Source organism: Nocardia sp. NPDC055053 (genome assembly GCF_053608285.1).
This window is the reverse complement of sequence record NZ_JBSGVD010000027.1, coordinates 36,305-53,928: the sequence shown is the minus strand read 5'-3', so window position 1 is coordinate 53,928 and position 17,624 is coordinate 36,305. Positions and strand designations below refer to the sequence as shown.

At 67.8% G+C, this 17,624-nt stretch carries 17 protein-coding genes; 7 read left to right on the top strand and 10 right to left on the bottom strand.

From position 1 onward, the window contains the following. The first annotated feature begins 101 nt into the window (after nucleotides 1-101). From ACWF82_RS24755 to ACWF82_RS24745, 3 genes are all read left to right on the top strand, one after another. Nucleotides 102-773, top strand: coding sequence for a TetR/AcrR family transcriptional regulator (locus ACWF82_RS24755; protein WP_452504796.1), 672 nt, complete (start codon nucleotides 102-104; stop codon nucleotides 771-773). Between the two features lie 341 nt (nucleotides 774-1,114). Beyond that, on the top strand, nucleotides 1,115-1,831 hold the full coding sequence (gntA, locus tag ACWF82_RS24750) for a guanitoxin biosynthesis heme-dependent pre-guanitoxin N-hydroxylase GntA (protein WP_452504794.1): 717 nt from the start codon (nucleotides 1,115-1,117) through the stop codon (nucleotides 1,829-1,831). A 118-nt stretch (nucleotides 1,832-1,949) separates the two neighbouring features. Next, complete coding sequence (locus tag ACWF82_RS24745) at nucleotides 1,950-2,180, top strand: hypothetical protein (RefSeq protein WP_452504792.1); 231 nt, start codon at nucleotides 1,950-1,952, stop codon at nucleotides 2,178-2,180. Nucleotides 2,181-3,089: 909 nt separating this feature from the next. Here ACWF82_RS24745 and ACWF82_RS24740 read toward each other — a convergent pair. The 3 genes from ACWF82_RS24740 to ACWF82_RS24730 all read right to left on the bottom strand — a co-directional run bounded on the left by ACWF82_RS24740 (nucleotide 3,090) and on the right by ACWF82_RS24730 (nucleotide 5,236). Beyond that, nucleotides 3,090-3,704: an NERD domain-containing protein gene (locus ACWF82_RS24740; RefSeq protein WP_452504790.1), complete on the bottom strand. Its 615-nt coding sequence runs from the start codon at nucleotides 3,702-3,704 to the stop codon at nucleotides 3,090-3,092. Nucleotides 3,705-3,863: 159 nt separating this feature from the next. Beyond that, nucleotides 3,864-4,136, bottom strand: a complete 273-nt coding sequence (locus tag ACWF82_RS24735) for a MoaD/ThiS family protein (RefSeq protein WP_452504788.1) — start codon at nucleotides 4,134-4,136, stop codon at nucleotides 3,864-3,866. 2 nt (nucleotides 4,137-4,138) lie between these two features. Continuing rightward, nucleotides 4,139-5,236 (bottom strand): exo-alpha-sialidase, encoded by a 1,098-nt coding sequence (locus tag ACWF82_RS24730; RefSeq protein WP_452504786.1) that lies wholly within the window; start codon nucleotides 5,234-5,236, stop codon nucleotides 4,139-4,141. 280 nt (nucleotides 5,237-5,516) lie between these two features. Between ACWF82_RS24730 and ACWF82_RS24725 the strand changes: the two genes are divergently transcribed. After that, nucleotides 5,517-6,062, top strand: a complete 546-nt coding sequence (locus ACWF82_RS24725) for a hypothetical protein (protein WP_452504784.1) — start codon at nucleotides 5,517-5,519, stop codon at nucleotides 6,060-6,062. 46 nt (nucleotides 6,063-6,108) lie between these two features. Here the strand turns inward: ACWF82_RS24725 and ACWF82_RS24720 are convergent, their stop codons facing one another. Next, complete coding sequence (locus ACWF82_RS24720) at nucleotides 6,109-7,458, bottom strand: lipase family protein (protein WP_452504845.1); 1,350 nt, start codon at nucleotides 7,456-7,458, stop codon at nucleotides 6,109-6,111. Between the two features lie 182 nt (nucleotides 7,459-7,640). Next, nucleotides 7,641-8,264 carry a TetR/AcrR family transcriptional regulator gene (locus ACWF82_RS24715; protein WP_452504782.1) on the bottom strand — a complete coding sequence of 208 codons (624 nt, stop codon included), beginning with the start codon at nucleotides 8,262-8,264 and terminating at the stop codon, nucleotides 7,641-7,643. Between the two features lie 178 nt (nucleotides 8,265-8,442). On the opposite strand from ACWF82_RS24715, the gene ACWF82_RS24710 reads away from it, so the two are divergent. After that, the gene (locus tag ACWF82_RS24710) at nucleotides 8,443-9,177 is read left to right on the top strand and encodes a glucose 1-dehydrogenase (RefSeq protein ID WP_452504780.1); all 735 of its coding nucleotides are present in this window, start codon (nucleotides 8,443-8,445) and stop codon (nucleotides 9,175-9,177) included. Between the two features lie 128 nt (nucleotides 9,178-9,305). On the opposite strand, the gene ACWF82_RS24705 is transcribed toward ACWF82_RS24710, so the two are convergent. The 5 genes from ACWF82_RS24705 to ACWF82_RS24685 all read right to left on the bottom strand — a co-directional run bounded on the left by ACWF82_RS24705 (nucleotide 9,306) and on the right by ACWF82_RS24685 (nucleotide 16,219). Continuing rightward, on the bottom strand, nucleotides 9,306-11,267 hold the full coding sequence (locus tag ACWF82_RS24705) for a UvrD-helicase domain-containing protein (RefSeq protein ID WP_452504778.1): 1,962 nt from the start codon (nucleotides 11,265-11,267) through the stop codon (nucleotides 9,306-9,308). A 116-nt stretch (nucleotides 11,268-11,383) separates the two neighbouring features. After that, nucleotides 11,384-12,805, bottom strand: coding sequence for a WGR domain-containing protein (locus ACWF82_RS24700; RefSeq protein ID WP_452504776.1), 1,422 nt, complete (start codon nucleotides 12,803-12,805; stop codon nucleotides 11,384-11,386). A 573-nt stretch (nucleotides 12,806-13,378) separates the two neighbouring features. Beyond that, entirely contained in the window at nucleotides 13,379-14,281 is a 903-nt protein-coding gene (locus tag ACWF82_RS24695; protein ID WP_452504774.1) for an aminoglycoside phosphotransferase family protein, read from the bottom strand. Nucleotides 14,282-14,351: 70 nt separating this feature from the next. Further along, nucleotides 14,352-15,674 (bottom strand): cryptochrome/photolyase family protein, encoded by a 1,323-nt coding sequence (locus ACWF82_RS24690; protein ID WP_452504772.1) that lies wholly within the window; start codon nucleotides 15,672-15,674, stop codon nucleotides 14,352-14,354. After that, nucleotides 15,671-16,219, bottom strand: a complete 549-nt coding sequence (locus ACWF82_RS24685) for a lipocalin family protein (protein WP_452504843.1) — start codon at nucleotides 16,217-16,219, stop codon at nucleotides 15,671-15,673. The genes ACWF82_RS24690 and ACWF82_RS24685 overlap by 4 nt, the downstream gene beginning before the upstream one ends. 137 nt (nucleotides 16,220-16,356) lie before the next feature. Here ACWF82_RS24685 and ACWF82_RS24680 point away from each other — a divergent pair, with 137 nt between their 5' ends. After that, nucleotides 16,357-16,737: a hypothetical protein gene (locus tag ACWF82_RS24680; protein WP_452504770.1), complete on the top strand. Its 381-nt coding sequence runs from the start codon at nucleotides 16,357-16,359 to the stop codon at nucleotides 16,735-16,737. A 35-nt stretch (nucleotides 16,738-16,772) separates the two neighbouring features. Next, nucleotides 16,773-17,615 (top strand): MerR family transcriptional regulator, encoded by an 843-nt coding sequence (locus ACWF82_RS24675; RefSeq protein WP_452504768.1) that lies wholly within the window; start codon nucleotides 16,773-16,775, stop codon nucleotides 17,613-17,615. The last annotated feature ends 9 nt before the right edge of the window (nucleotides 17,616-17,624 follow it).

Sequence of the window (17,624 nt, the reverse complement as noted above, 5' to 3'; positions counted from 1 at the left end):
GCTGATGCGCAGGTTCACACTGTTGGAGCAAGTCGCGGATGGATGTCTGGGCGGGCCGGGAACCAGCCATCTGTACCGGTAGTACGTGTATCGTATCCGACGTGACCAGATCGAGCCGCCGACCGCCGCCGGTGACTCGGAATGCAATCGTCGAGGCAGCGATCAGGGTGCTCGATCGGGACGGGCCGCGCGTCAGCATGGATGCCTTCGCCGCCGAGGCGGGTATCACCAAGCCGCGCCTGTATCGCCAGTTCACCGACAAGAGCGATCTCTACTCCGCCATCGGCAACCGCTTCGCCGATTCGGCGTTCGCCGCGACCGGCACCGACCTGACCTTGCTGCTCCAGCCGCCGCGCGAGGCCATCGCCCAGGCGCTCACCGATTACGCCACTGCGATCCTCGCCCATCCCGACGTGTTCCGGTTCCTGGCGCAGGCGCAGGCCGGAACGAGTCGGGAGGGTGCGACGGGGCAGTACGACCTCAGCAGCGCGGTCGCCGAACGCTTCACGAAAAGGGCGCGCGCGGTGGCGGATTCGATTCCACTCGACACCGATGGGATCGACTATCTCGCGCGGGCAATCGTGGGTGTGATGATCGCGCTCACCGATCTGTGGCTGACCGATACCGAACCGGAATCGGGTGAATTCGTGCGCAGGGCCGGGGAATTGGTGTGGGGGATGATCGATGCGTTTCTGCGGGGGCGTGGGGTCGAGGCGGCACCGGATGTGCCGATCTTCGTCACCTTGGCGGCGTTGAACGCTGAGCGGGAGTAGCCAGGCGCGGAGAATAGTGGAACTTCGCCGCAACGGGCATCTTGGTGCGTCGAACATCAGCGCGATCGACGCCTCTTCGTCTCCGGCCGAGCTGGCATAGCCTCGTGTACAGGAGCGTCGCGTGGTCGCTGGAGTGTCCGCGGACGTGATTTGCGGCACGTGCGCGTGTCCTTCTCGGCTCTCGAGCGGCGCAAATGCTCGTCGGCATCGATTCGATCGATTCGCGTAGGGGCTGGTCGGCTGACAGGCTCAGCCCCGCAGTGTGGGCGAGGTGGCGGCATTCGCCGAGTGAATCGGAGCGCACGCGCAGGTAGAGATGTGATGGGAAAGGAACGCCGGGGTTGACGACGGATGCGCGAGCTGAGCTCGGGAACTTTCTTCTCGGGGACCGGTTCGCCTGCCTGGCGGGTCGCTCCGCCTGGCGGCAGGGCGGAATCACCCATTGCCACTATGACGTGATGGGTGGCGAAGAGTCAGCTCGGACGATGGCCGCGGATCTCGCGGAGTTCGTCGGTGACGCGGACTGGAGTTCTCGCAAGTTCACCAGCTTCGTCGCGACCTTCGAGCAGCCTCGTGGCGTGGACGAGCTTCGCTTCGAAGAGTTGTTGTGGCAGCACCTGCAACTGCTGCACGAGGCGGACGCCGACCGGTTCGCCTGGGCGGCCGGGTGCTCCTCCGATCCACAGTCCGGTGAGTTCCGGTACAGCGTGGCGGGCCATCCGTTCTTCGTGATCGGACTGCACGAGACACATCGACGGCTCGGCCGGCGTCCACCGTTTCCGATGCTGGCGTTCAACTCCCACGAGCAGTTCGCGCGGATCAAGGACGACGGGATGTGGGACCGGTTGGCGGACAAGATCCGCAAGCAGGACATCATGCTGCAGGGGGATATCAACCCGAATCTGATGGAGTACGAGACGCTGTCCGAGGCGCGCCGGTACTCCGGTCGCCCGAAGCCTGCCGACTGGCAGTGCCCTTTCAGTGCTCGTGGTGCGGTGGCGGGGCATGAGCTGGCGGGTGTCAGCAGGCCTGACCTGGGCATGGGGCGAATCGTGTAGCACGCCGTCGAGCTACGAGGGCTGACCGGCCGCGAATGCGGGGGTGTCATCGAGTTGATTCAAGACGTCCCGCGGTGGGCTCATCACGTCCTATGCGACCGCCCAGTCGATCCACGCGTTGAACCAGGTGAACGCCGATGTGCGGCAACGAGTCAATCCAGGGACTGTATTCGACCTGATCTGCACCCAGCAGAGCAGCCATCACACCGATCCGCAGAACATCTCGGTGTCGAAACTTCCAGCTGTGCGGATGAACAGCAACGCGGGCGCGTTGGCTCTCACCTCGGGTCTGGCCAGTGGTCTCACGATCATCTTCCTGGCACTGATGTTCGACGAGGGAACTCTCTAACCGATCGGTAAGCCCGGTAGTCGCGCACTCATCTATTTGGGGTGACTGCCTTTCTATTTGGGGGGACTGCCTTCATTTCGATCGGGTTCTACGCCTGGCTCGCCACTCGCTTCCACAAATTCGCCCGCAGTCGAGCGGTCTCGCTGGTCGCGGCGATTTCACGGCTGGCGTGTTCCCGTTCCTTGCTTTCCTCCTGACCTGAGCCCGGGGGCTTCGAATCCGTGACGGTTCAAGTCAGTCGGAGCGGGGTGCTGCACGCCACGGTCTCCGGCCCTGCGGCCAACTCGCCGTACAGGCGTTCACCATCGACGTCGAGCGTGTTGGGGCCCGCAGTTGACGAGAAGCCCAGACAGAACGACACCGAGTACGGGTGGCTAGCGAGGGGAGGCAAATACTCTGTCGCCGACGGTCCTTCTGGGTGCTGTACTCGCAGTGGTAGCCGAACATGGACGGTGTCGCTGAGGGGCGATCCCGGTTCGATTCGGGATGCGAGTGGCGGTGGGAGTGGCGTCGATCGCGGCACGATGCAGTTCGGCGATCGGTAGATGAATTTCCGCTGGCTGATCTCCACGACTCCGTCGGAGCGAGGGACGATGAAATGCCGCTCGCGTGGCGGGGCCGAACCGGTGTCTTGCTGGATTCGGTTGATCGCGTAGACGGCACTGGGGCGGTTGTTGGTGGCCGTGTAGTGGATCGTCAGGTCAGTCGGCGATTGCTCTATGTCGACCGTCAGCCCAAGTCGTTCGTCCCATTGGGCTCGGGCGGGTTCGCACCACTGGATCTCGTTGCTCGTCGGAGGTTGCGGCGAGGTACTCGAAATCGCGGGAAATCGGGCGATCGATTCGCCGCGTTCCTCTGCGCATCCGGTGAGGACGAGCAGAGATGAAGCTAAGAGGACTCTACGTAGGTTCATGTGGGGCGGGCGAAAGTGGTCAGGGCGTCCGCGATGCGGGAGACCCGAGCGGGCGGCATGCGGTGGCGTGGGTCGTGGGTCGGGCGGGACAGGCGGCTCACCAGTTCGTCGATGGTGTGTACGTAGCGGCGGTTCAGGGTGGGCAGGTTCAGATGGATGCGGTTGTCGGTGAAGCAGACGCCGGTGCGCACTATCGCTGGCTCGCCGGCGTAGCGCAGTTGCTTCATGAGGAGCTTGCTCTTGAAATACGCGTGCTCCAGGACGTTTCCGTGGTCGATCCGCCGACCGGTGGGTGCGGTCTGGATCCAGTGGTCGTCCTCGGTGTCGACGGAGCCGGACCACGCCTTCAATTCGATCATGTGCAGGCCGCTCGGGGTGGTCAGCAGCAGATCGATCTCGAACGGCTTGCCGCCCACTCCGGGAAACTCGAAGTTGGACCAGGCCCGCCACGGGCTGGTCGCAGGGAGGCAGGCGATGATGGTGGCCAGGCCGCGCCGTTCGTGGACGTGTTCGGATTCTGTGATCGTCGTCCAATCCATGGTGGTTGGCGGGTCGGAGGACAGTGGGCGACGCTTGGGCATGGCGCCGGGATTCGGCCGCGGGGATTCCACCGGGGCGACAGCGGACGATGCCGAGTGCCCTGCCCTCGTCGCGCGGCGGTCTGAGAGTGGTGGGTCGGCGGCTGCCATATTTCCTCGCATATTCGTCGCGTTCGAATGCGCGAAAAGTAGCAGGGCGCACCGACATCGAAGTGCCATGCGAAGCAAGAGCTACCCGCCGGCCACCGCGGGGATGATCATCAGTTCCGTGTTGGCGGACAGTGGGGTGTCCAGGCCTTCCAATGTTCGGCATTCGTCGCCGTCTATGTAGAAGTTGACGTAGCGGCGGAGGGTGCCTTGTTCGTCGCGGAGGCGGCGTTCGAGGGCGGGGGAGTGGTCGCGGAGGGTGTTGAGGGCTTCGCGGAGGGTGGAGGCGTCGATGGTGAGGGATTTGGCGCCGTCGACGTAGGGACGGAGTTGGGCGGGGAGGAGGACGGTGGCCATGGTCAGCCGATGACGGCGGCGCGGACGCAGAGGACGTCGGGGAGTTTGTCGGCGACGAGGTGCCAGTGGTCGCCTTCGTCGGGGCTGCAGTAGACCTCGCCGTTGCGGGTGCCGAAGTAGATGCCGGTGGGGTCGGCGTTGTCGGCGGTCATGGCGTCGCGCATGACGGCGGCCCAGAACGGGACCGTCGGGAGGCCTTCGGTTTTGGGTGACCAGGTCTGGCCGGCGTCGTCGCTGCGGTAGACCGCGCAGGTGGCGTCCGGGGGGAAGCGGAAGCGGTCCATGTCGGCGACGAGGGGGAAGGTGTAGATGACGCCGGGGCGATGGGGGTGGGCGACGATGGGGAAGCCGAAGTTGGAGGGGGGCAGGTCGGCGTCGATCGATTGCCAGGTGGTGCCGTCGTCGGTGGTGCGGAATACGCCGCCGTGGTTCTGGAGGTAGAGGGTGCTGGGGGTTTCGGCGTCGCGGGCGACCTTGTGCACGCACTGGCCCCAGTCGGGGAGTTCGCCGGGCAGGAAGTCGGCGGTGACGCCGTGGTTGGTCGGGTGCCACGACGCTCCGCCGTCGGAGGTCTGGTAGACGCCGCCGGTCGACATGGCGACGGCGAGGCGCTGGGTGTCGGTGGGGTGCGGGAGTACGGTGTGCAGGGCCAAACCGCCGCCGCCGGGCTCCCACCGCGGTCGGTGTGGGTGGTCCCACAGGCCTCTGACCAGCGTGAAAGTTCTTCCGCCGTCGGTGGAACGGAACAGGGCGGACGGTTCGACGCCCGCGTACACGACATCCGGTTCGGCATCGGTCGCCGGTGTGATCTGCCAGACACCTTGCAAGGCGGCATCGGTGTTGTCGGGGAAGGCCAGGGGGGCGTCGTCGGGCTCGGTCCAGGTGTCGCCCAGGTCGTCGCTGGCTACCAGCGTCGGGCCGAAGTGGCTGTTCAGGACGCCGACGAGCAGGCGTGGGGTCGGCCGTCTGGTATCGATCGCCAAGGCTTTGACATCGGCGATCGGGAACTGCGGCGGACGCACGGTCCAGCTCGCCCGGCCGTCTGTGCTGCGGGCCAGGAACAACCCTTTGCGGGTACCGATTCCGAGAAGTACGTCCATTGCCGACCTCCGGGCCGTCGCACCGTACGCGGATGAAAAAGAGCGTACTCCGCGGCGACGTTAGGGCCGCGAAATCGCGGTCGGTGAGGGATACTGGTCCGATCGTGCGCAACCCGGTGCGCGAGCGTGACTTTTCCGCGACCATTTCGTAATGTAATGGTGACTTTGTTCTCGACAGTAGCTGGTGATCGATAAAGTGCCTGGTCAACATCGCACCCCTGCGCCTCCCACTGGGCGTACGTCTCTGGCTGTGTGCAGCCTCGCGGCGACGGTTCCCGGAATGCTGTGGATGGCGTTACGGCCCGCCACTGCCGATGTGGAGCAGGTCGCGGCGGTTCAGCCGCACACGCCGTCGGCGATCGAGATCGACACGCTGCCCCAGTTGCCGCACGACGAGCCGACGATCGCGCCGGAACCCGTTGCTGTCGACGACGAGCTCGCGGCCCTGTCGGCGGGGAAGCTGAAGTACCTGTGCTCGACGGAGTTCAAGGGCACGCAGCCGCACGTCGCGCAGGTCAGTCACATGATCCAGAAGATGTTCGGTCTGTCCGACATCGGTGGCGCGCACGGACGTTACGACGGTGATCACGGCGCGGGACTCGCCCTCGATCTCATGACGGCGAATCCGGCGCAGGGTGATGCGATGGCCGCGTTCATCCTGGCCAACAAGGCGCGCTTCGGTGTCACCTATGTGATCTGGCAGCAGCGCTACAACGACGGCAGTGGCTGGTCGTTCATGGAGGACCGGGGCGACCCGACCCAGAACCACTACGACCACGTGCACGTGTCGTTCGCCTCGTACGGCGCGGCGAACCTCACCTGCTGATCCGCCGCAGGCCCGAAGACCTGCGGCGGCGGCGGCGGAAGTCGCCTCAGTTGCCGATCGGTGCTCCGAACAGTCCGGCGAGGGTCTCGCCGACGATCGATACCCATTCGGCCCAGGTTCGCTGATCGAGTGTCATCGAGCCGACATCGTTGAGCGTGCAACCGGAGGGGGCGGGCACGCCGGCGAAGCGGTCGCGCATCCACATCATCACGCTGGGCACGGCGATCGGCTCCAGCGAGAGGTGCTCGCTGAGATGGTCGCGGGTGTAGGTGATCCGGGCGGCGGGGTCCTGGCAGTAGGTGCCGTACAGCGTGTTGACCGGGCCGACCGGAACCAGCCAGTCCATGTTGGCTTGGTAGAGGTAGACGGGCATGGTGGGGGTGGTCTTGCCCATGCGGGTGCGGTCGAGAACCTTCTTCGCCTCGGGAGCGTCGAGTGGGTCGCCCGGAGTGTTGAGCAGGCCCTTGATATTCATGAACGGCAGCGTGAGTGCGTGGTAGGTCACGCACATGCGGTCCTTGGCGTCCAGTAGCGTCTGGGCGAGTGGGGTGCCGTTTCGGCGGAGGAAAGCGTTGAATTCGGGTTCCTCGTGGGCGAGTCCGATCATGCCTGCGAACACGAGGCCCGAGGCCGCGTTGTTGTTGGCCAGGTTCACCAGGGCGCCGAGGTCGGCATCGGTGCCGCCGGATGCCGCGCCGACGATGTTGAGCTCGGGAGCGTAGGTGGGGGCGAGTTCGGCGGCGTGCATGGTCGGCACGGATCCGCCTGAGTAGCCCATCATGCCGACCTGGGTCGCCGCACCGCTCAGCCCGAGCGGAGTGAAATTCTCCGCGGCCCGGATGCCGTCGAGGGCGATGCGCCCGGCGAGCGGTCCGTGCGCGAACGCGGCGTTCGGTCCCTGATGGTCGGGGATGACGACCGCCCAGCCCTGCTGGAGCGCGACCTGCACCTCCAGGAAGGAGATCGGCGCCACCGCCTGGCCGGTGATCTGGCCGGGAATCGACCACTGCTGCACCGCGTAGGACGACGCGCAGTACTGGCCGGTCGAATCCTCGGCCATGTGGTACGAGAGCAGATTCCGGGTGCCGGGGGCGACCTCACCGCGTGGCTTCAACACGGTCGCGACGGCCGGGATCGGCTGGTCGTAGCTGTTGTTGGAGCGGAAGGACACCTGCCAGGCGTCGACGTTGACCGGCAGCAGGGAGAAGTTCGCGACCCGCACCTCGCGCGCGGCGATGATCTCGCCGGGCTGCTTGGCCGCGACGAGTTCGGCGGGCGGGCGGTAGAACCCGTCGAACTCCGGGATCGCCGGTGAGCTGAAGAACGGCGGTGCGGGCTGCACCGGGCCGTCGTAAGGATCGGCGAATGCCGGTGTGCCGCTGAGGATCAGCAGCATGCCGAGCGTGGCTCCGCCCGCTGTGGTGAGGCGGCGGAGCAAGCCTGCCCGTCCTCGGTAGTCGGATCTTTTTCGCGTACGGAGCACGCGGCACCCCTTCGATCAAGTTTTAGACGCCAACGTCTAAAGTGTGCCGCACGTTACAGCGCGCCGGGGCGGTTCGGCAAATAGCCCGGTGGGAGTCAGGGCAGGGTTAGGGCGACCAGGAAGCGGGTGAGGACTTCGACGAGATCGTCGAAACCGGTGCGGGGTTCGGTGCTGCTCCACTGGTGCACCAGCGCCATCAGCGCGCCGATGAATCCTGTTGCCGCCGTGCGATACCCGCCGACGGGAGTGAAGTCCTTGCCGAGCGCGAGCCGCAGTTCCGTAGCGAAGAAATCGGCCCATACCTCGCGCTGCTCGATCCGGTGACGCTCGAAATCGTCACTCACGCCGACACATTCGACGAAGGAGACGCGCGCGCGATGGACATCGGAGCCGACCGACTCCGCGTAGGCGCGCATCGCGGCCCGCGCGCGGGTGACGAAATCGTCGGCGGCGGTGTCGGCGACCGCGGCGGCGACGGCCTGGCGCGCGTCGACCTGCACCGCCTCGTATACCGCGAGCAGCAGTTCTTCGCGGTTCGCGAAGTGCTCGTAGAACTGGGCGCGGGCGAGTCCGGCGGCCTTGCAGATGCTGGTGATGGAGCTGTTGCGGTAGCCGGCTTCGCCGAAGACGGCGAGTCCGGCGAGCAGGAATCGGTCGCGCCGCTGGGCTCGCCGGTCGTCGACTCGGCTGCTCGAGCGGGAAGAACTGGGGACCGTCACCGCCGTCAGGATAGTGAACCGGCGGGCGACGCATCCTGGGCGGGTGATCACCAGGCCGGATCGGGTGGATTCGCCGGCTTTCCTGTGAGTCGACCGTTCATTTAGGCATATCCCCACGCGGAACGGGGCCTCGCTCCTACGGTGAGAGTGGCTCAGTTCTGGTGAGAGGAATGTGAACATGGGACGGTTGGCGGGCAAGGTCGCGGTGATCAGCGGCGGAGCGCGGGGGATGGGGGCGGCGCACGCGCGCCGGTTCGTCGCCGAGGGCGCGTCGGTGGTGCTGGGTGACGTGCTCGACGACGAAGGGGCTGTCGTCGCGAAGGAGCTCGGGGACGCCGCGATCTACCAGCATCTGGATGTGCGGGAGCCCGAGCAGTGGGCCGCGGTCGTCGCGGCGGCGGTCGAGACGTTCGGCGGGCTGCACGTGCTGGTGAACAACGCGGGGATCGTCAACGGGAATCTGCTGGTCGACTTCGCGCTGGAGGAGTGGCAGCGGATCATCGACATCAACCTGACCGGGACGTTCTTCGGGATGCAGGCCGCGGTGCCCGCGATGACCGACGGTGGCTCGATCGTGAACATCTCCTCGGTCGAGGGCATGCGCGGCAGCCCGGGGCTGCATGGTTACACCGCAACGAAATTCGCGGTCCGTGGTCTCACCAAGTCGGCGGCGCTGGAGCTCGCCGCCCAGGGGATTCGGGTGAACTCGGTGCATCCCGGTCTGATCAGCACGCCGATGACCGAGGGGATTCCGGCGGACTTCCTGCAGATTCCGGTGAAGCGGGCGGCCGAACCCGACGAGGTGTCGGCGCTGGTCGCCTACCTGGCGTCGGACGAGTCGTCGTATTCCACCGGTGCGGAATTCGTCGTCGACGGTGGGCTCACGGTCGGGGTGCCGCACAAGAGTTTCTGAACAGGACGAGGTCGGTGCCGGGTGGCACGGACTCCGGGTTTTTCGACCGGTCCGTGGTGCACGAACCGACCAGTGCGGGTCGGCGGCGGGCTTGCGCCGCCGGCCCCGCCACTAGGGACTGTCCCGGATCACTGATCGGTGATGTACGCCAGCCAGGCGTAGTCGCGCGCCCGGGTGACGGCCACGAGCTTCTGCCGTGCGGCGAGTTCCGCGCGATCACGGGTGGCGCCCCGTACCGTCGCGAAGGTCGCCGGTTCGGTGGTGATGTGGAAGACCGCGGCGAAGTCCATGCCTTTGGCACGGTGCACGGTGCCGATCTTGATCTCGGCGAGCTGCGTGCCGTTGTAGTCGTCGAGCGCCATCGTCGGTAGGCCGGCCGCGTGGAGAAGGTCGCGAAAGTGCTTGGCGTCCCTGTGCGTATCCACGATCACGGCGATCTCGCCCACGGGGATACCACAGTCTTGGACGGCTTGCAGGAAGGCGGCATCGAGCTCGTCACGGCGCAGACGGACGTTCACGGCAGCGCCGTCGGGGAGCGTCCCGTCGCTGTCGCGCAGGACGAATCCGCGCCCGCCGTCCAGGTCGTCGACCGTATTGCCAGCCTCGAGCTTCTTGGCCAGATCCAGCACGGCGGCACGATTTCGGTAATTCGTGCGCAGCACACGGCCGCGACCACCCGCCAGCGGGATCCCGGCATCGGAGAGTCGCCAACCGCCCGGATAGACCTGCTGCTGTCCGTCGCCGACCAGGAGGAGCTGGTCCTTGTCGGTGCCTCCGGCGATGCGATGGACCAACCGGAGCTCCATCAGTGTGCAGTCCTGTACCTCGTCGACGACCACCATCGAGTAGCGCTCGTCGTCGTCGAACGGGCTCTGGCGAAGTTCATCGATGGCCAGCGCGATGACGTCGTTGAAGTCGTGCGTCTGTTTGTCCGTCAGTCGTTGCTGATAGGGCAGAAACAGGTTTTCCCAGATGTATTCACGTTGGCGGCCGTTGAGGCGCAACCCGTCGCGTCCGGATCGTTCGATGGCGCGGTATTCGTCGAGCGTGGTCAGGCCGCGACCCTTGATAACGCGTTTGATCTCTTCTTCCCAGTAGGTGAAATCGGTCCCCGCATAGCCGTCGAGCCTGTCACGGACACCGATCCACGTTCGCGCCATGGCGTCGTCGGCCGCGTCGACATCGAGGTGGAACGTGATATTGCGGGATTTGAGAAATCCGGTCGCCCACGCGTGGAGGCCGATGAAGTCCGTGCGGTCGACCGCGGTCGGGGCGATCCGGGCGAATCCGGACTGGTGATAGGTGGGCAGGGTGCGAACGAAGGTCGTGAACAGCAGCCGGCCCGGGTTCCGCTTGGCGAAATGGGCCATGCGGTGGAGAGCCACAACGGATTTGCCCGTGCCCGCCGGGCCGCTGAATCGCGCGGGCCCGGTGAAATTGGCGTGGACGAGTGCGAGCTGTTCGGGGTCGAGGAAGGTGATCCACTCGCGAAACGGGCGGGCCAGATAGGCGGACCTGGTGTCGTTGTCGAGATCCGCACCGTCGAACAGGCCGTCCGTGGCGACCGTTTCCGGTGTCGGCGCGTCGTCGGTGCTGATCCAGTTGTAGCTCCCGCTTACCCGCGCGGCGACCGTGGCCGCGATGGTTGCGGCCCGGCTCGGGGACAGCAATCGTTCACGCGTGAGCACGGTGTCGCGGATCGTGGATTCGTCGGCGGTGAGGAAAGGATCGTGTGCCTTCGCGGGCACCCGCCGTCGCATGAGCAGCACCAGTTCGAGGGTGTGGGGGACGAACTGCGCCCGGTCGAAGAGCAGGTTCGCGAACATCTCTTCGGCGGTGCGGCGGATCCCGCGCATGACCTGGCCGGTCGGCACCGTGTCGGTGAAGACCAGCGCGAACACCCCGGACCGGCCGATCGCGAACGCGGCCGCCCGGTCCGGCGTCGGCGCTGCCGTGTCGAGCAGAAGGTGCCATCTCGGTTCGATCAGGATGGCGGAGAGGAAGCGGCGTTGCGATGCGGTGAGCCGCGGGTGTGCGGCGAGCTGCCGCTCCGCCCAGTGGACGCGGCGATGCCTGCTGATGTCGGACATGATCTCCCCCGATGCGGTCCGTGGCATTAGGTCGTAATGCCTTGTCTGACAAGATAGTTCATGTCAGGCAAGGAATCCGGTCATCGGGGAAGAGGGGTTCGGCTGACCTGTGCCGGTCAGCTCAGGCGACGGATGTCGCCGCGGACACGGTAGAAGCCGCCGCGGGCGGATTCGGTGACGGCGTCGACGACGTAGCGGGTGCCCGCCTGGCGGATATCGCGGGGGAACTGGACGTTCCAGCCGCGCTCGTAGCCGGGGCTGACGACGTGCACGCGCAGGGAGCCGCCGTGCTCGACACACTCGACGACGATGCCGGTGCCCGCGTCGGTGGTGACCTCGACGGTGCTGGAGGCGGTGACGGCGGAGATCTCGGGCGCCTTGACCGAGACGGTGCTGGGGAGTACGCCCTGGTCGGCGTCGCGGACGGCGGCCTCGCTCACGTCGAGGCAGGCCAGCGCGCCGGAGGTGGTGACCAGGTACAGCTTCTCGTCGTGGTACTGCATGGAGTAGGCCGAGCCGCAGCCGGTGGCCAGCTTCCACAGGCGGGTGCCGGTGGCGTCGAAGCAGTAGACCGAGGAGTGTGAGTCGCCGGCGAAGACGTAGCGGCCGTCGGGGGAGGCGGCGCAGGAGAAGACGGCGGCGTCGCACTGGTAGGCGCGGGTGGTGACGCCCTGCTTGGTGATCTCCTCGACGCGGTTGGCTCCGGTGCCCGCGTAGACGTCGGAGGTCTCCTGCCAGCCGAACAGGACGGAGCCGTGGGTGGGTGAATGCCATTGGGTGGCACCGGTTTCCAGGTGATACTTGGTGACGCCGTTGCTGTGGCCGTGGTAGACGCCGGTGGCGTCGAGGCGCACCATCCAGCCGGACGAGCCGGTGCTGCGGGCCGACCACAGGGATTCCTCCTCGTGGTCGATGACGGTCAGGCCGCCCGCGGCATCGGAGGCGGCGAGGATGCCGTCGTGGATGTCGAGCCAGTAGACGTCGGTGGCCGAGACGTCGTAGGCGGCGCGCGGGACCTTGCCCGACAGGTCGTAGACGCGGCCGTCGTCGCAGCCCGCGTAGATCCAGAAGTCATCGGCCACCAGGCATTTCACGCCGTCGGGCAGCTGGTAGCGGTTGGTCACCACGCCCTCGGGGGTGAGGGTGAAGACCTCGCCGTTCTCGTTGCCGACCCAGCAGCGCTGCTCGTCGACGAAGATGCCGAACGCGGCGGCGCCGGAATCGAAGCGCCACAGGACCGGTGCGCTCTTGGCGGTCGAGCGCTGGCTGGTGATCACGCGGCGGGTCACCGCGCGGCGCTGGCGCCCACCCATCACGGCGGGCGCGTAGCCCTTGCGGACCTTCTCGCCGATCTTCTTCTGCGCGGCCGACTTCGCCTTCTCCGCCGTGGCGAACGAGCTCGCCTTGGACTGACCCTGTTCGCCGATCCGGCCGAAGCGGATGTTCACCTGGGTGCCGGTGACGATCACCTCGTAGAACTTGTGCGAGGAACCGGTGTCGTCGGACAGTTCCAGGTAGGTGGTTTCGGCGGTCGTCATGGATCCTCGCTGAGCTCGTGCGGTGTGTCGAACGAGCGAAAAGTAGCAAGGCACACCGACATTGCGGAGAACCCCGCGATAGCCCGCGCGTTCACGCAGGTCGCGGGGTCCGCACCGACTGGCGGAAATCAGCGGCGCTGTCCCGGCGCGGGGTGTCGAGCGGATTCCAGCGGACCCATCGGTGTTCCGCTCGACGTCGCCGCCGCGGACTGCCCCAATGCGAAGACGATCGCGGCTTTGCTCAGTTCATCCCGAAGCTCGGGATCCTCGACTCTGGTCAGCAGGGTCCGGGCGTGCAGGAAGGGTGGCGGACTCCGTCCCGGTATCTCGTACGGTCAGTGGAGACGCCGGAACGAACACCGTCGGAGTCGCTCTGTGCCGGCTGCCTGACGCCATGCCCGTTCCCATGGCTCGTCGTCCGAGACATCCATGGCGCGGACCAGTTGGAGCAACTCGCGTTTCGACAGCGACATCTCTCCGCGGTCGAGCTGCGCGAAGTCGTCGCGTCCGGATTGCTCGGTGGCACTGTGGTCGCGGAGTAGTCGGACGTGCTCGGGGATGGTCAGGTCTGAGCTAGGTGAGGATGTCGACAAGCTGGTCCGTGGCCTGTATCAGCCAGTCGGGGTCGTGGTGTCGGCGTCCCCAGAGCGCAGCCTTGATCGCGCGGACCTGTGCCCAGCGCCGGGCACGGTCTCGGTCGATGTCTGCCGCGTCGCAGAACAGGTCCAGGCCGCGTGACAGACCCGGTTCGGGGTCCGGTGCGAACAGCAAGGGCGCGAAGCGGATGCTGCGGATCACGGTGATCGTGTCGTAGGCCCGGTCACCGACATAGCCTTTCGGGTCGATCGCAAGCCAGGGTTCGCGCCCACCTGGCAGGACGTTGGCGTCGTGGAGGTCGCCGTGCACCAGGGTGTCGGGTTGGTCCGGGCCGAGCTCCCGCACAGTCGCGATGGCCGCGTCGATGGCTCGGCGTGGCAGCGGATCACCGAGTTCGGCTGCGGTGGTGAGAATCTCGCTTTCCCACCCGGCAACCAGGTCGCTGAGTCTCGGCAAACCCGCCGGTGCCTCGACAGCGAGGCGTCGAGACAACTGGCCCAGCGTGCTGACAGCCTGGTCGAAGTCGGTGACATCGGCCAGCGTTCCGCGCCCTGCCCGTTCCAGCAGCATGGCGAAGTGTTCATCGTCGCGGTCGTAGATGTGCACCGCTCCGCGGCCGCTCCAGGCGCTGTACGCGTCCGGTTCGAAGACGTTGCCCGGATGCGGGAACGACACTTTGACGACCGCGGGAGGTAGGTCTGCGTGGCGCACCGGCACAACGATGCCGACGCATCCGTGCAAAACCGGTCCGTCCGGCACACAGTCCCAGCGTTGCAGGAGTTCATCGACCAAGCCCGGAAGCGCTGCTATCCATCTCCTACCGGAATCTCCTTCCCGGAGAACGGCCTCGCGGGCGAAATTATCGGGAATCTCGATCACGTCCCGACTGTAGGCGCGTCCGGCTCGGGCGCGACGGCAAGATTCACCCGGGTCTCGGGAGCGGGTTTGCTTACATGCCCGCGACGTCGAGCAGCGGTGGGGGATAGACGGCGTGGGGGATCTCGGCGCGCCAGGGGCGGTGGATGGTGGGGCCTTCGAGGTGGGCCAGTTCGGGGAGCCAGGTGCGGGTGTAGGTGCCGTCGGGGTCGTAGCGGTCGGCTTGGCGGAGGGGGTTGAGGACGCGGTTGGGGCGGGTGTCGGTGCCGGTGCCCGCGGCCCACTGCCAGTTGAGCTGGTTGTTGGCGAGGTCGGCGTCGACGAGCCAGTGCAGGAAGTGGGCCGCGCCGATGCGCCAGTCCAGGCGCAGGGATTTGGCGAAGAAGGAGGCGGTGATCAGGCGGGCACGGCCGGGGAGCCAGCCGTCGGTGACGATCTGGCGCATGGCGGCATCGATGATCGGGTAGCCGGTCCGGCCCGCTTTCCAGGCGGCGACGGCGTCGGGGTCGGTGCGCACGGCGAACGGGCCGGGGCGGTAGCTGGTCCAGGCGGTGTCGGGGCGGGCCGACAGCAGCTGGTGGTGGAAGTCGCGCCAGGCGAGCTGGCGGGCGAAGGCGTGGCCGCCCGCGTCGGACAGGTCGGTGCGATGCACGATCTCGACGGGGGACAGGCAGCCGAAGTGCAGGTGCGGCGAGAGGTGGGAGGTGGCGTCGGCGGCGAGGTCGTCGTTGCGGTCGGCGTAGTCCTCGATCGGGCCGGCGAGCCACTTGCGCAGCAGGGCCCGGCCGCTGATCTCGCCGCCTCGCGGACAGTTCGGGGACGGCTCGCCGGTCGACAGGTCGCCGGGTGCCGGCAGGGGTTCGCTCGCCACGTCGGGAACCGACAGGCTGCGCGGAGTGCCGAGTGGGTGGCGCTGGTTGGCATCGACCCAGCGCCGGAAGTAGGGGGTGAACACGGCGTAGTGGTCGCGGCCGGTGGCAGGGGTGAGGACGGCGGGGTCGGCCGCGGTGACGACCGCGCTGTGGGTATGGACCGCGCAGCCTGTTCCGGCGAGGCGGTCGCGCAGTGCCTGTTCGCGGCGGGTGGCGTATGCGCTGACGTCCTCGGCGAGATGTACTGCGCCCGCACCGGTCTCGGCGACGAGCCGGGCGAGTTCCTCGGTCAGTTCGCCGCGGCGCACCACGAGCCGGCCGCCGATGCCGCGCAGGCGTTCGTCGAGCTCGGCCAGCGCGGTGGCGAGGAAGACGGCGCGATTGGGCGGACAGCGGTCCGGGACGATGCGGTCGTCGACGACGAAGACCGGGACCACGGCGTCGCTCTCGCGGTGGGCGGCGGTGAGGACCGGGTTGTCGGCAGTGCGCAGGTCGCGGGTGAACAGCGCGATCGAGACGCTCATCGGGCGCACACCGGGGTGATGTCGGAGCGGCCGCCCGCGGTCGGGGTCGTCAGGTAGACACAGGTGTTCTGGCCCGTGGCCACGATCGCGGCGTCGATGTCGTCCCAGGTGGCGGCGTCGACGGCGGGGGTGCGGGACAGGACGAAGCCGGACAGGCGGCTGGGGTCGGTGACGACCGCCCACGAGTAGTCCGGGCCGAGGGCGGTGACGATGTAGTTGGGGCCGCCGGTGCGCTGATCCTGGCCGGGGACGCCAGGGAAGGAGACGTGCAGCTGGGCGCTGGTGACGGGATCGGTCACCGTCGCGGTGCCCCGGATCTCGTTGGTGCCGCCCGACCAGGTGCGGCAGCGGTTGTAGACGCCGACGTCACCGGCTTCGTCGAGGGTGTAGGTGGCGGTGGTGTCGCCTGCGCAGTCGAGGCTGAACGGGGCCGGGATCGCGGCCAATTGACGCCAGACGCCCAGATATCGCTCGACGTCGAGCGACGGGACCGGCGCCGGGGGCGCGGCGGAGGCGGCGGCCGGCACCAGCGCCACGGCGGCCATCGCCGCGCAGGCGAGCAGCGGCAGGCGGAGCGGAACGGAGGAACGGGCGATACGCACGAGAACTCCTCGGATCGTTGGTACTGACAGACTACCAACAAACGATGCATAATCGTTTCATCCGGCGAGAGGAGTTTCCGATGAAACGGGAGTGGCCGTTCCGTCTGCTCGGGCTGGCGACCGCCGCCTATGGCGTGAGTGTGGCCGCCCGCCCCGAGGTGCTGCTGCGGCCGTGCGGTTGGGAGGTCGACCGGTCGGGCAGCCGGGCGCTGGCCCGCATGGTCGGTTGCCGGGACACGATCTCCGGCGCGGCCATGGTGCTCGCGCCGGACGCCCGCGTCGCGCGGGCCGCGGCGGGGGTGCGCATCGCCGCCGACCTCACCGACGCGGTGGTCCTCGGCATGGCGGTCGATCCACGTCTACGGCGTACCGCGATCGCGGTGCCGCTGGTCTGGGGCCTGATCGGGGTGGGGAGCACGGCGCTGGCGTGGCCGTGGCGACCCGCCGCCACCCGGCCGTGACACGCGGGCGGGGCGGCGTCGGTCAGAATGGAGCGATGCGCGCCGGTTCCGCCTCTGTCTCCGACGCGGCCGGGTACACGGTGCGCGCGGTCGCGGATCGTCTCGGCATCCCGACGGCCACCCTGCGCAGCTGGAATCGCCGCTACGCCATCGGACCCGCGCAAGACCGTCCCGGCAGGCATCGGCTCTACACCGAAGCCGATATCGCCCTGCTCGAGCGCATGCTGACGCTGATCCGCGACGGCGCGAGCCCGGCGGGCGCCGCGGCGGCCGCGCGGGGGCCCGCGGTGCTGGCGGGCGACCGCGCCGAGCTGCTCGACGCCGCGTTCGCGCTGGACTCCTCGACCTCGGTCGGCCTGGTCGAGGCGCACGTGCGCGCCTACGGCGTGATCCGGACCTGGGACGAGCTGTGCCGTCCCGCCTTCGCCGACATCGTGGCGCGCCAGGGCGTGGGGGAGAACTGTATCGATGTCGAGCACCTGCTGTCGTGGTCGATCGCGGCGGTGATGCAGCGGGTGCTGACCGCGCCGGTCGTCGCCGATCGGACCGTCGTCCTCGCCTGTACCGGCGGTGAGACCCACTCGCTTCCGCTGGAAGTGCTGCGCGCGGCACTGGCCGAGCAGGGCGTGGGCGCCCGGATGCTCGGCGCCGATGTGCCGACCGTCGCGCTGGTCGGAGCGCTGGCCCGGCCCGGGGGCCCGACCTCGCTGCTGCTGTGGTCGCAGCGGGAATCGACCGCGCTGACCTCGGCCGTGCTGGCCGGTCTCGACGCGGGCGCGCGGGTCTGCGTCGGCGGCCCCGGCTGGGACGCGGCGCTGCTGCCGCCCGCGGTCGCGCGGATCGCCTCGCTCGCCGGCGCGGTCGAGGCATTGCGCTGACGGCTGGCC

Bases quoted from the DNA above. Each gene is read 5' to 3' on its own strand.
- ACWF82_RS24710 (WP_452504780.1), top strand. From the start codon at position 8,443: ATGGGACGGTTGGCGGGCAAGGTCGCGGTGATCAGCGGCGGAGCGCGG.
- ACWF82_RS24680 (WP_452504770.1), top strand. From the start codon at position 16,357: ATGAAACGGGAGTGGCCGTTCCGTCTGCTCGGGCTGGCGACCGCCGCC.
- ACWF82_RS24720 (WP_452504845.1), bottom strand. From the start codon at position 7,458: ATGCTGCTGATCCTCAGCGGCACACCGGCATTCGCCGATCCTTACGAC.
- ACWF82_RS24690 (WP_452504772.1), bottom strand. From the start codon at position 15,674: ATGAGCGTCTCGATCGCGCTGTTCACCCGCGACCTGCGCACTGCCGAC.
- ACWF82_RS24735 (WP_452504788.1), bottom strand. From the start codon at position 4,136: ATGGCCACCGTCCTCCTCCCCGCCCAACTCCGTCCCTACGTCGACGGC.
- ACWF82_RS24725 (WP_452504784.1), top strand. From the start codon at position 5,517: ATGCTGTGGATGGCGTTACGGCCCGCCACTGCCGATGTGGAGCAGGTC.
- ACWF82_RS24685 (WP_452504843.1), bottom strand. From the start codon at position 16,219: ATGGCCGCCGTGGCGCTGGTGCCGGCCGCCGCCTCCGCCGCGCCCCCG.
- ACWF82_RS24730 (WP_452504786.1), bottom strand. From the start codon at position 5,236: ATGGACGTACTTCTCGGAATCGGTACCCGCAAAGGGTTGTTCCTGGCC.
- ACWF82_RS24705 (WP_452504778.1), bottom strand. From the start codon at position 11,267: ATGTCCGACATCAGCAGGCATCGCCGCGTCCACTGGGCGGAGCGGCAG.
- ACWF82_RS24675 (WP_452504768.1), top strand. From the start codon at position 16,773: ATGCGCGCCGGTTCCGCCTCTGTCTCCGACGCGGCCGGGTACACGGTG.
- ACWF82_RS24700 (WP_452504776.1), bottom strand. From the start codon at position 12,805: ATGACGACCGCCGAAACCACCTACCTGGAACTGTCCGACGACACCGGT.